Annotated in this window: 12 protein-coding genes; 5 read left to right on the top strand and 7 right to left on the bottom strand. The window is 32.8% G+C overall.

Annotated elements, in window-relative coordinates; genetic code table 11:
• The 3 genes from B3J44_RS14360 to B3J44_RS14350 all read right to left on the bottom strand — a co-directional run.
• A partial coding sequence (locus B3J44_RS14360) for a glycoside hydrolase family 3 protein (RefSeq protein ID WP_286969166.1) occupies nt 1-881 on the bottom strand: 881 nt, incomplete at its 3' end.
• A gap of 180 nt (nt 882-1,061) precedes the next feature.
• The gene (locus B3J44_RS14355; protein WP_286969164.1) at nt 1,062-2,444 is read right to left on the bottom strand and encodes a sialate O-acetylesterase; all 1,383 of its coding nucleotides are present in this window, start codon (nt 2,442-2,444) and stop codon (nt 1,062-1,064) included.
• Complete coding sequence (locus B3J44_RS14350) at nt 2,434-3,534, bottom strand: SGNH/GDSL hydrolase family protein (protein ID WP_286969163.1); 1,101 nt, start codon at nt 3,532-3,534, stop codon at nt 2,434-2,436. The genes B3J44_RS14355 and B3J44_RS14350 overlap by 11 nt, the downstream gene beginning before the upstream one ends.
• Before the next feature lie 217 nt (nt 3,535-3,751).
• Between B3J44_RS14350 and B3J44_RS14345 the strand changes: the two genes are divergently transcribed.
• The gene (locus B3J44_RS14345; RefSeq protein ID WP_286969162.1) at nt 3,752-4,261 is read left to right on the top strand and encodes a C40 family peptidase; all 510 of its coding nucleotides are present in this window, start codon (nt 3,752-3,754) and stop codon (nt 4,259-4,261) included.
• 206 nt (nt 4,262-4,467) lie between these two features.
• Here the strand turns inward: B3J44_RS14345 and B3J44_RS14340 are convergent, their stop codons facing one another.
• Nucleotides 4,468-6,048, bottom strand: coding sequence for a L,D-transpeptidase family protein (locus B3J44_RS14340; RefSeq protein ID WP_286969161.1), 1,581 nt, complete (start codon nt 6,046-6,048; stop codon nt 4,468-4,470).
• 369 nt (nt 6,049-6,417) lie between these two features.
• Nucleotides 6,418-6,837 (bottom strand): DUF1573 domain-containing protein, encoded by a 420-nt coding sequence (locus tag B3J44_RS14335; protein WP_198858358.1) that lies wholly within the window; start codon nt 6,835-6,837, stop codon nt 6,418-6,420.
• Between the two features lie 164 nt (nt 6,838-7,001).
• On the opposite strand from B3J44_RS14335, the gene B3J44_RS14330 reads away from it, so the two are divergent.
• Both B3J44_RS14330 and B3J44_RS14325 read left to right on the top strand, forming a co-directional pair.
• Nucleotides 7,002-8,267: a sensor histidine kinase gene (locus tag B3J44_RS14330; protein WP_286969157.1), complete on the top strand. Its 1,266-nt coding sequence runs from the start codon at nt 7,002-7,004 to the stop codon at nt 8,265-8,267.
• Entirely contained in the window at nt 8,264-8,950 is a 687-nt protein-coding gene (locus B3J44_RS14325; RefSeq protein WP_198858356.1) for a response regulator transcription factor, read from the top strand. The genes B3J44_RS14330 and B3J44_RS14325 overlap by 4 nt, the downstream gene beginning before the upstream one ends.
• 165 nt (nt 8,951-9,115) lie before the next feature.
• Here B3J44_RS14325 and B3J44_RS14320 read toward each other — a convergent pair whose 3' ends face one another.
• Entirely contained in the window at nt 9,116-9,421 is a 306-nt protein-coding gene (locus B3J44_RS14320) for a GIY-YIG nuclease family protein (protein WP_286969153.1), read from the bottom strand.
• A gap of 95 nt (nt 9,422-9,516) precedes the next feature.
• On the opposite strand from B3J44_RS14320, the gene B3J44_RS14315 reads away from it, so the two are divergent.
• Nucleotides 9,517-10,281 (top strand): MBL fold metallo-hydrolase, encoded by a 765-nt coding sequence (locus B3J44_RS14315; RefSeq protein WP_286969152.1) that lies wholly within the window; start codon nt 9,517-9,519, stop codon nt 10,279-10,281.
• On the opposite strand, the gene B3J44_RS14310 is transcribed toward B3J44_RS14315, so the two are convergent.
• Nucleotides 10,278-12,479, bottom strand: coding sequence for a B12-binding domain-containing radical SAM protein (locus B3J44_RS14310; RefSeq protein WP_286969146.1), 2,202 nt, complete (start codon nt 12,477-12,479; stop codon nt 10,278-10,280). The genes B3J44_RS14315 and B3J44_RS14310 overlap by 4 nt on opposite strands.
• Before the next feature lie 187 nt (nt 12,480-12,666).
• Between B3J44_RS14310 and B3J44_RS14305 the strand changes: the two genes are divergently transcribed.
• The coding region (locus B3J44_RS14305; RefSeq protein ID WP_286969144.1) for a hypothetical protein at nt 12,667-13,112 on the top strand (446 nt) is incomplete at its 3' end.

Below are 13,112 nucleotides of genomic sequence, written 5' to 3'. Positions count from 1 at the left end.
AATCCGTCAAATTTCCATTTTCCCTTTAAAATATCTCTCTGCAGAAAAGCGCTTCCAGTTGCAGGAACGCCATTCAAAGTATTAAACGAATTCATAAACGTGCGGACTCCCGCTTCAACCGCAGCTTCAAAAGGAGGCAGCACAGAATTGTACAATTTAGAATTGCTGATATCCACAATATTATATTCCAATCCCGCTTCAACATAACCGTAAGCCGCAAAATGTTTTGCACAGGCCGCAATCGTATTTACTTTAGCCAAATCTGCAATGGTTTCGCCCTGAAAGCCTTTTACTCTTGCATAGCCAATTTTGCTTCCCAAATACGGATCTTCTCCCGCGCCTTCCATCACGCGTCCCCAACGCGCGTCGTTCGCAACGTCAACATTTGGCCCGAATGTCCAATTAATTCCGGATGCCGAAGCCTCGTCTGCCGCAATCGCCGCCGATTTTTTAATGGCTTCCAGATCCCAGCTCGCCGCTTCTGCCAGCGGAATCGGGCTTAACGTCTTATAGCCATGTATCACGTCAAAACCGATAATTAATGGAATTCCCAAGCGGGTTTCTTCGACTGCAATTTTCTGCACTGCGCGAACTTCTTTCACGCCGCGAACTGTCAGCATCGATCCCACAAGGCCTTTTCTTAAATGCTCGTATTTCAGTTCGGCTGTTCCGCCTTTTGGCGCCGGTCCCGTAACATCCCAAAAGCCATTGTATTGGTTCATCTGCCCAACTTTTTCCTCCAGCGTCATTAATGGCAGAAGCAGGTCTATGCGCTGCTCAACAGTTTTATTTTTATCCAGATACGGCTTCTTTTGTGCATTCATATTTCCAACAGTAAACAGGGATAAAACCCCGATAATAATTATTTTTTTATTTTTCATGATGGTTTAGTTAGTTCTTTTTTAGGGACTAAGATTCTAAGTTTCTGAGATATTAAGTTTTTCAAAACTTTGCGAATTAGCGTCTTTGCGAGATTCGAACTATACATTTTTTAGCTTCGACTTCACTAAGCTTGGCAAAGCATATCAATAATCTAAAATCTTGCTTCTTTCCCCTTCTTTCTATAACTCAGAAATAAAACAAGAAGCAGGCAAATTCGCTTTATTAAACAAATCTGACTGAATTGTATTTCCCCATGCAAATCTCACTTTTGCTGGAGAAGTTACTTTTTTACTTGTCACAATCACTTCGTTATTTTTAATCGAAGCTTCGGCTGGATAGAAAACTCCATCTATTCCCGCAACCTCAAATTGATTCGATTTTTTGTCTTTAAAGTATAATCCGTCTCCGTAGTCAAAAGAAACGATTACTGTATTTTTATCCACTTTAATTCCTTTAAAAAGCGGTCCATTAACCAAGTTAGAATTGGTTTTGTAAGTTTCTGCTAAAGCCAAATTCGCTAAACGAATTCCAACCGATTTTTTATTTTTGGGATGAATATCAATCGTATCCGAAATATCGCTAATTACAACCATTCCTGTTTTTGAAACTTCTTTCAATAATTTTCTCTGAGAATCTCTAACCGTTACGTTTGAGAAATTATTTGAACCATTTTTAAATGGCGCAATCTGAACGTAATAAAATGGGAAATTATCATTCCATTCTTTTCTCCAAGAAGTAATTAAGGCTCCTAAAGTTTTATCATAAACTAACGAACCAACATTAGATTCTCCTTGATACCAAAGCGTTCCTGCGATTTTAAATCCGACAATTGGATAAATCATCGCATTATAAGCACGTCCAGGTTGTCTTGGTCCATATTCTTGTTCGTTAAGCTTTTTTGCATTTTCTAATAAAAGCGGATCATTATTTACCACATCTTCTGGCATCCAGATTTCAGCCGGAGTTCCGCCCCAATTCGAAGAAATTAATCCGATTGGAATATTTTTTAAATCTTCGCGAAGGCGTTTAGCAAAAAAGTAGCCAATCGCACTAAAATATTTCATGGTTTCTGGAGTCGATTCTGTCCAATTTCCCAGCAAATTATTCTGCGGACTTTCCGCCGTTAATTTTGGAACGGTAAAAAAACGAATGTTTGGATTCGTTGCATTTTTCATTTCTTCTTCTCCATCATCAATTCCCCAACTCACAGACATTTCCATATTTGATTGTCCAGAACAAAGCCAAACTTCTCCAATTAGAATGTTTTTTAAAACCACTTCATTGTAGCCCTTTATAGAAATAGTAAAAGGTCCGCCCGCTTCTGGAGTTTTAATGGTAATTTCCCATTTTGCTTGGTTGTTGGCAACTGTTTTATATTCCTGATTGTTCCAACTCGAAACTAGTTTAATTTCTTCTTTCGGATTTGCCCAACCCCAAATTTTCACTTGAGAGTTGCGTTGTAAAACCATATTATCACTAAAAATATTCGGAAGCGAAATGTTTGCCATCATAGTATTGGAAATCAATAAAAAGAAAACAAACTTATAGATATTATTTTTCATTTAGCAACTTCTTTAAAAATGGAGCATATTCGTTTGCCAAAACCTTATGTTCTGCAAGATCTGGATGTCCTGAACATCCGCTTGGAGTCATTGGTTTAAATTTGAAAATCTGAATTGGTTTATGTGCTTTATCATTCGCGAAAGCGTTTTTAACTTTATTCAGACAATCTTCAAAAACAACTCCTCTTTCTCCTCCAACCATTGGACTATTTGTAATTACAATCTGCACTTTCGGATTATGTTCGTACAACATTTTTATAAAATTGATGTAATTCGAAATGTATTTTTCTGGATTAAAAGGCAAACGTTCTTTTTTACCATCTCCGCCAGAAAAATCATTTGTTCCTAAAGCAATACTGATAATATCAGGTTGAAAAGCAAAATCATATTTAGGTTTTGATGCATCTTTCGTTAGATATAAATTTGGATAAGCATCTGGCATTATAGCTTCGTCTTTATTCTCATCATTCCAGTTTCTATACATTCCGATTCCAGAAACGCAGCTCATTAAGTAATCGGCATCGATTTCTCGTGAAAGTGTTGGTCCATAAGCATAATAACCGTTATGATGATCCATGTATTCTCCTTTATCACAAGGAACATCAGACGGATCGCTAGCGGCACCACAAGTAATAGAATCGCCAATAAATTCTATTTTCTTTTTCTTTTTAAACGAAATCGGAATTAATTTCGAAGTTGTTCCAGCAAACAAAATATTGCCGCTTTGGGCTTCAGTATTTTTATAAATTTCTAGTCGATGTTCTTTTTTACTTGAAGTTACTTTTATTGGAAATACCTGCACAGCTCCTTTTTCAATTCTGATCTTCCCAATATATTTACCATCCAAAACCAATTGAACATAATTATGATGTTCATAAGCGTCTACGCTTTGAAGTGAAATTGAACACTCTTTTCCTATAAAATTGAAAGAAACAGATGAAGCTGTTCCGATTAAAATGACATTATCATTTTGCAGTTTTTCTATTCTGCCCTGATATAAGTAAGTTTTATTTGAATTTAGTGTTTGCGAAGTCGAAATAACTGAAATCAGCAAAAACAAAATTAAAAGGGCTATTTTTTTGGGAAACATAATTTATTTGTTAAAATCTAAATACGATTCACAAATATATTGGAAAGAGAATATCGAAAAAGATACTAAAATGTCAAAAAGTAATAAAAAAACACCACACAAACACATCACTTTTGGCTTTCATAACGTTAATTCTTACAAGTGCAACAAATAGTATTGCTTTGAAATGCTTAATTTGCCGTTTTTATTTATCAATTCAATAGTTTTTACAGTCCAAATGAAATTACGTCTTTTTACCTTTCTATCTGCCTTTATATTATTTTCTTCTTTTACTTTAAAAAAGAATAATGAACAAATTCTAGTTCAAAATTCTAACATTCAAACCGAAATCAATCGTGATTCTATTGTTGTTTTTGCAAAAAAACATTTAGGAATTCCTTACAGGTACGCCAGCAGTAATCCGCAAAAAGGTTTTGATTGCTCGGGTTTTGTGGGTTATGTATTTAAAAATTTTGGAATGACGCTTCCGCGAAGTTCTAGCGGTTATAAAAATATTGGTAAAATTGTAAAACCAGAAGATTTTAAAGTTGGTGATATTTTAGTTTTTTACGGATATAAAAACAGAAATATTGTAGGTCACGTTGGAATTATTTGTGAAGCCAATGGAATGCATTCAAAATTTATTCATGCTTCATCAGGAAAAGCACAGCAAGTAACTATAACAGCGCTTGATACAGAACATTATACCAAACGCTTTTATAAATGTGTTGATGTCTTGGAGAAATAGTTTTTTTAGGCACTAATTTATTTTTTGCCACTCCCGATAGCTATCGGGATAAAAAGATTTGCACAGATTTTTTTAATCCTTTTAATCCTTTAATCTGTGGCTTTTATTTTTTGCCACGAATTGCACTAATTTTTACTAATTTTTTTATTTGCAATACTATAATTTAATTCGTGTAAATTCGTGCAATTCGTCGCAACCTTAGACTTTTATTCTTCGGTTAAGAGTTTAATTAGACTTTCATCTCTTCCATAAATATCTTTGTAAAAGTTTAGATTTCCTTCACGGTCAACCCAAGCGGTAAAATATCCGATGTATACCGGAATTTTTTTCTTAAGCGTATACCAGCTTTCTTTTCCTGCATGCATGGCTTTATCAATTCTTGCAGGATTCCATTGCGGATCTACTTTTAATAATTCAATTGCCAATTCACGTGGTTTTGCTACACGTACACAACCATGACTAAATGCTCGGCTTTCTCTTTCGAACAAACTTTTTGAAGGTGTATCATGCAAATAAATATTGCTTGAATTTGGAAATAAAAACTTCACTAAACCTAAAGAATTATTTTTTCCTGGAAGCTGACGAACCGCGCCATTATTCCACTCCAGATTTTTCTTTTGCAGATAATTTTTATCCTTTGCCATTCCGGGTTTAATCTCCGAATTAATAATGCTCGTTGGTACATTCCAATACGGACTAAAAACAATATTACTCATCATTCCGCTAAAAATAACGGTTTTGGTCATTGCTCTTCCAACCACAACTGGAGAGATAAAAGCAATTTTTCCGTCTTCAATTATATACAGTTTAAATTCAGGAATATTAACTTCGATATACTTTTGCCCTTTTTCTAATTCAGGATCAATCCAGCGGCAACGTTCCATATTCACGATAATTGTTTTGATACGTTCTGAAACTGGAATATTTAAATCATTTATATGCTCTAATAAAATAGTGTTTTTTGGAGTATAACCGTGACGTGCTTCATAGTACTTCATGGCTTTCATTAAAATGGTATCGCAAACGGCACTTTTATTATCTTCCTTAATATCTTTTGTTATAAAAAGCCTTTCTCTAATTTGAGCAACAATATCTGATGAATCTCCAACTTTTAACGCTTTGTAATCTTCACCAGTTTCGATAGTTTTCCAACCGCCGTTTTTCTCAATTTCTCTATATTCTTTTAAAGCATCACGAAGCTTGTAATACTGGCTGAACATCTTTTTCTTCTTATCATCCAAAATGGTTGATTTCTTAAAAATAGAATCTGAAAGTACTTGATAGTTGAATTTTTTTCTTGGCAAAAGCCATTCTAACGAAATACTTGTTTTTTCATCAAAACCTGCATATACTTTTTCGGCATAATAGTAATACAAATTTGACAGTAGTAAATCGGTATCTTCTTTGGATAATTTTTTGGTTGGATTATTTTCGAAAACCGAATTTAGTTCTTCTTTATAAGGATAATTGGCTTTTAATCCTTCTTGATCTAAATTTTTGTATTGATTGAATAATGTACTTCCAAACTCAACTACTCCTTTATTATCCTGCCATAATTGAGTCGATTTGTTTTTTTGATACAAAGCGGTTACATCATTTTTAAATTTATCCAGTTTGGGATAATTTTCATAAAACTTCGCAATGCGTGCGGTGTCAATTGTAAGTTTTAATTCTGGAATTTTTTCAACTTTTTTTATCGATTTTTCTTCCTTCTTATCGGCTTTCGAATTACACGAAAAAACAACGAAAAAAACAACTGCAATTAAAGGCGTATACCAAATTTTCATAAGTAGATTTTTTTATTAAAAGTAAATCTGTTGAGCTTAATTATTTTCAACACATAGAAACATAGTTTTTTGAAAAATTAAAAAAAGGCGTTTCGCTAATTTAAATGCACATAGTTTATCTATGTGTCGAAACTTGTTTCTTTTTAATCTCTATTTTTAGACTTAAAAATCTATGTTTCTATGTGTTAAAGTCTATTTTTTAAATTCTATTTAATGAGTTAAAAGTAGAAAAATTTCTATTAAATCAAAGAATTCTGAAACAAATCTTAACCTTATTTTTTTGAAATTTAAGCGTTTAATAAAAAATAAAAAGCTCCAAACAATTTTCATGTCTGGAGCTTTCGCCATATAACCAACCTATTAAAAATCTTAGATAACTGTACCTTTTAAAGTAAGTACTTTAGGTGTTGTTTCTGCACTAGTTGTTACAGTAACTGTTTTTGTAAAAGCACCTTTGTTTGCAGCATTGTAAGTTGCAGTAACTTTTGCAGATTTACCTGGCTGAATTGGTTCTTTTGTGTAATCTGTAGCTGTACATCCGCAAGATCCTTGTACGTTTGTAATAACTACAGCTGTTTTTCCTGTATTTTTAAATTCGTATACAATTGCTTTTGGAGTTCCTTGCGGAATTTGTCCTACATCAATTGTTTCTGCTTTCCAAACAATTGTAGAAGCTGCAGCAGTTTCTGAAATTTCATTATCTGAAACTAAAGATTGTACTGGCGCAATTGCCGAAAAAGACATTAGGCCTAAAGCCAAAGCTAACATCGAAATTTTGATCATTTTCATAACTGATATATTTAAAATGGTTTGTAGTTCATTTTGATATTACAAAGGTAATTCAGACAAAAATAAATCGCTGTTAACCGCTTTCAAACGTTTGTTAATGACTTGTTAATCGCTTATTTTCAGGCTAAAATTGATTAATATTACACTCTTAAAATTCTGCATTCTTGAAAATTAATAAACTTAACAGCATCATTATCTTAGGATTGGTAGCCATCATTAGTATTTTGGTGGCGCAATTGTTATGGACAAAAGAGGCTTTTACAATCGAACAAAAAAAACTTAGCCAAAAAGCACATATTGCTTTACTAGAAGTGGCTAAAAAATTATACGAAGGAACTAATCATGAACTTCCTGTTCAGAATCCTGTACAGAAAATTGCAAACGACTATTATATTGTAAATGTCGACAATGAATTTGAACCTGATATTTTAGAATTTTATCTAAAGACAGAATTCAAAAAAATGAATATCACGACCGACTTTGAATATGCGATGTACAATTGCCAAAGTGATGAAATGATTTATGGCGATTATATTTCGCTTTCGAAGAAAAAATCAGAATGCAAAAAGACTGTTTATTTTCCTAAACATAAAAATCTGGTTTATTATTTCGCTGTTCGTTTTCCAAATGAAACCACCTATTTATTCAGTTCTATGCGTTTTTGGTTTATTCTTTCAACCGCATTGATTCTTATTTTATTGATTTATGTGTATTCTATTTTTACACTTTTACAGCATAAAAAATATTCAGAACTGCAGCGTGATTTCATCAATAATATGACGCACGAATTTAAAACTCCTTTAGCATCTATTCTTATTGCATCCAAATATTTGATTGAACAAAAACCAATTAAAGAAGATAAAAAACTTTTTACTTATACCGATATTATTATCAATCAAGGAAATAAACTAAACGGCCACATCGAAAAGATTCTAGATATTGCAAGATCTGATTATACTCCGTTAGAACTTAAAAAAGAAAGTATTTTAATTGTTCCGATTATTGAAGAGACAATAGAAAACATTAAACTAAAATATCCTGAGGCTTCTATTACAATTGAAACTGTTTCAAAAGAATATTTGCTTGAAACTGATACTTTTCATTTTGCCAATTTAGTTTATAATTTATTGGATAATGCTATAAAGTATTGTAATGAAAAACCAGAAGTCACAATAAGAATCATTGAAGATAATAATTGTCTAAAACTCGAATTTATTGATAACGGAATTGGCATTAATCCTAAAAAAATATCTTTTATCTTTGATAAGTTTTACCGCGTTCAGAACGAAAAAAGTAACGAAGTTAACGGTTTTGGACTTGGTTTATATTATGTAAAAGAAATCTGCAGTCTGCAAAACTGGAAAATAAAAGCCGAAAATAATCAAGAAAAAGGTGTTACTTTAACTTTATCAATTCCTTACAAAAAATGAAAAATTTCAAAATACTATATGCCGAAGACGACGAAACCCTTGCGTTTTTAACCAAAGATAATTTGGAGCAAAATAATTATGAAGTGATTCATTGTTCTGACGGAAAATCGGCACTTAAAATTTTTGAGGAAGAGGAATTTGATGTGTGCATTTTTGATATTATGATGCCAAAAATGGATGGTTTTGAGCTTGCAGAAGCAGTTCGAAAAATTGATGTTAATGTTCCGATTATTTTCCTTTCGGCTAAAACTTTAAAAGAAGATCGCATTAAAGGACTTCGTCTTGGGGCAGATGATTATTTGGTAAAACCTTTCAGCATTGAAGAGTTACTTCTGAAAATTGAAATTTTCTTGAAACGATCTCAGAAAAATATTCCGCCTGCAAAAACAATTTATGAGGTAGGAAAATATCAGTTTGACACTAAAAATTTCATTCTTTTTAATGACGAAGAAAAAGTTGGATTAACCCAACGTGAAGCCGAATTATTGAAACTTTTTCTAGATCATAAAAATTCTGTTTTAAAACGCGAACAAATCTTAACCTCTTTATGGGGAACAGATGACTATTTTATGGGAAGAAGTCTAGATGTTTTTATTTCGAGACTGCGTAAAATTTTAGCCAACGAGCAAGGCATTTCGATTGAAAACCTTCATGGAATTGGGTTTAGATTTTCTATTGGGTAAACTTTTTTTCTTAAAGTAAAGTAACCACAAAGTTTTGTCATTCCGACGAAGGAGGAATCTCCACGACAATATTCCACAAAGATATTCCAATCTTTGGCGAGCTACTTACGGAGATTCCTCCTCCGTCGGAATGACAAACTAGACTTGAAAAACTTTGTCTTCGAATTAATATTCCAAAAATTTCAATTCAGGATTTATAGTTTTAATTAAATCAATTTTCTTCTCTCTCCTCCATCCTTTAATTTCTTTCTCCCTCGCAATCGCTTCTTGAATCCAAGTAAATTTTTCGTAATAAAGTAAGAACTCAACATTGTATTTCGAAGCAAAAGTTTTATTGTTCAATAAAATATTCTCTTTATGCTTCATTAATCTCTTTTTTAAATTATTAGTAACTCCAACATAAAAGACAGATTTCGATTTATTTGTCAAAATATAAATGAAATACGTATGAAAACCTTCTTGTAAATGCATAAATTTAAATAATGACAATACTACTAAAAATAAAGAAAAATCTGTAAATTAATTTTAGAAAAACTTTGTATTTTTAGTATCTAATTTTCTTGGATATGAAATTACATCATTTGCGAAATGCCACTTTGGTAATTGAAACAGAGAAGCATGTCATTTTAGTTGACCCAATGTTAGGTAAAAGAAAAACAATTCCACCTTTTACTATTTTCAGATATAAACCGAAAAGAAATCCGTTGGTGGCGTTGCCAAAAAACAGTCGCGACATCTTAAGTCGAGTTACGCATTGTTTGATTACACATTTGCATGCAGATCATATTGATAAAGCCGGCGAGGTTTTTTTAAGACGAAAGAGCATTCCTGTAATTTGCAGTTCTAAAGACGAAAAAGCGCTTGTTCAAAGAGGACTTAGTGTAATTCAGACTCTAGAATATTGGGAACCACAAAAGTTCTTAGACGGAAAAATTACTGGAATTCCAGCTATTCATGGTTATGGTTTTATCGCCAAATTAATGGGAAATGTCATGGGATTTCTTATTGAATTAGCCGATCAAAAATCAATTTATATTAGTTCTGATACTATTTTTACAGAACATGTAGAAAAGGTTTTAACGCAATTTAAACCTGATATTTCGATTGTAGCCTGCGGAACCGCAAGACTAGATATTGGACAGCCATTATTAATGCGAATGGATGACATTTTAAAATTTGTCACACTTGCGCCTGGAAAAGTTCTTGCAAATCATTTAGAGGCTTTAAACCATTGTCCGACCACAAGACTTCAATTAAAAACGGCTCTTTCAGATCATGGTCTTTTAACTAAAACTTCTATCCCAAATGATGGAGAATGTATTGAATATTAAAGTACCAATAATCCAAATTCACGCAAAGTGTTTATAGGTTTAGAGTACCAGAACAATTCGAAATCTTCCAATTCGGTTTCAAAATCAGTTTTGACTTCTTGAAAAGTATAATTTTTAGAACTCGAAACAGCTATTTTTGATAAAATTGCAACTAACCATTCGCCTTCTTCTTTGCTGGTTTGAATATCGAAACTTTCTTTTTTATCGTGAAAAGTCAATGACATCATTTCCCAACTTCTTCCTTTTTTCGATTTCGTAAATAAAGACACTGAAGGTTTTCCGCCCAACCAAACTACTTTTGCATTTGGTTTTGTATTGAAATCGTTTTGTTCTTCTAAGGCATTAAAAATAAAATCGGGATGAATTTTTGTTTTCGGAATTTTAAAATCGAACCAATCTTGCAATTCGTAATCAAAACAAATTCCATGCATAAAATTGAAAAGCGATTTCTTTAATCCGAAACTGAATTTATCGTGATTGATTCCTGTAGAATCAATGTATTCTATATCATTATTAGCAAAAGTTCCTATTACTTCTGTTTTCTTTGTCACACCAAATTTCTCTGGATATAATCCGACTGGACTATGCGCCGTAAGAGCAAATTGATGCCAAAAACCAGATTGTAAAACTCCAGCTTCAAACAATTGGCGAACCATTTCTAAACTATCAACCGTTTCCTGAATCGTTTGTGTTGGATATCCATACATTAAATACGCATGAACCATAATTCCTGCTTCGGTAAAGTTTCGGGTTACTTTTGCCACTTGTTCTACTGTAACTCCTTTATCAATTAATTTCAACAATCGGTCTGAAGCAACTTCTAGACCACCTGAAACAGCAATACAGCCAGAAGCTTTCAGTAACAAGCATAAATCTTTTGAAAAGCTTTTTTCAAATCTGATATTTGTCCACCATGTTACGGCAAGTTTTCTTTTTAGAATTTCAAGGGCTAAAGCACGCATTAAAGCTGGCGGTGCGGCTTCATCAACAAAATGAAATCCGTTTTGACCGGTTTTTTCTATCAATTCCTCCATTCGATCACAAAGCAAACTTGCCGCAACTGGCTCGTAAACTTTTATATAATCTAAAGAAATATCGCAAAAAGTACATTTTCCCCAATAACAGCCATGTGCCATTGTGAGTTTATTCCATCTTCCATCGCTCCACATTCTGTGCATCGGATTTACAATTTCGATAACCGAAATATATTTATCTAAAGGAAGATCTGAATAATCTGGTGTTCCTACATAAGCTTGTTTGTAATCGTGTTTTAAAGAATTGTTTTTGTAAACGACTTCTCCGTTTTCTAATAAAAAAGTTCTTTTAAAAGAATCAGAATCTGGATTTTCTAAATGAAAAATTAATTCTTCGATTGGGACTTCTCCATCATCTAAAGTAATGAAATCGAAAAACTCAAAAACACGTTTATCAGAAAGCGAACGTAATTCGGTATTTGGAAAACCGCCTCCCATTGAAATTTTTATTTCAGGATGATTTTCTTTTACCCATTGTGCACATCTAAATGCGCTGTATAAATTCCCTGGAAAGGGAACAGAAATTAAAAACAAGGTTGGCTGTACGGCTTCGATTTTAGATTTTAAAAGCGAAATTAAAATCGAATCGATGTAAGTTGGTTCTTGCTGTAAAGCTTCGTATAACTCATCAAAAGAATTGGCACTTCGTCCTAAACGTTCTGCATATCGGCTGAAACCAAAATTTTCATCGACGCATTCTACAATAAAATCTGAAATATCTTCAAGATATAAGGTTGCCAAATGTTTTGCTTTGTCTTGAGTTCCCATTGTTCCAAAAGCCCAATCCAATTCTTCTAGCTGTGCAAAACGAGAGGCCTCGGGCAAAAAATCTTCCTGACAAATCTGCAAAGCCAAAGTTGGATTTTTTCCTTGCAAAAACTGAATTACAGAATCGATCGTTTTGATGTATTCGTCTTGAAGAGCAAAAATACGTTTAGAATTATCTGAGATTTCAGAGCCAAGTTGAAACTTAGAGCTTGAGATTTCAAACAAATCAATAAGCCCTTTTTTTGAAAACAATTCCAAAATCACATCAATACCCAAATCTGCCTGAACCGATTCGATACTTTTAGTGTTTAAAAAACCTTTTATATACGCCGTTGCCGGATACGGTGTATTCAGTTGTGTAAAAGGCGGCGTAATTACAAAAAGTTTCGTTTTCAAAAGAGTTTTTTTTTGCAAAAATAAGGGATATTTAGAATTATTCGACAAAAGAAATAAATCCGAATTATTTGGCTAACATCTCTTAATATTTTAAATTTTTATTATTGATATTAAACTTACAAAAACATTTTCTTTTCATATTTATGGCATTGTATTTTGGCTATATTTGCCAACAAAATTTCCTTAAATGAAGCTTAGAACTTTACTCTTATTTATTGTTTTTATAAAATATTCTTGTGTTTTTTCGCAAGAAATTAATCCAAAATCTTCCCGTAATTTATTATTAGAAGATAAAGATGGCCATCTAATTCAAAATTTGGAACAGCAAAAGCAATTTTTGAAAATCAGAGAGGAAAAGATGAAAGCAGAAGTCTTGAATTTGCAAAAGGCAATTTTTAATTCAGGCAACGGAAATTTGACTTCAAAAACAGCAGCAACTCTTCAAGGCGTAGAAATGTGTACTAATGCAGGTTTTGAGCAATATGAAACGGTCAACGGAAACAGTTATCTTAAGAATTTTCTTTGCACAATTGGCGATCCTCCTGGTCCAACGCAATGCCAATCAATAAGTAATACTGCCGATTCGTATATTAATCGCTATAATCCTAATAATATGGATATTATGGCAACTAC

Source organism: Flavobacterium sp. UBA4854, from assembly GCF_002399805.1.
GTDB lineage: Bacteria > Bacteroidota > Bacteroidia > Flavobacteriales > Flavobacteriaceae > Flavobacterium > Flavobacterium ginsengisoli.
This window is presented reverse-complemented; position numbering and strand designations above follow the sequence as displayed.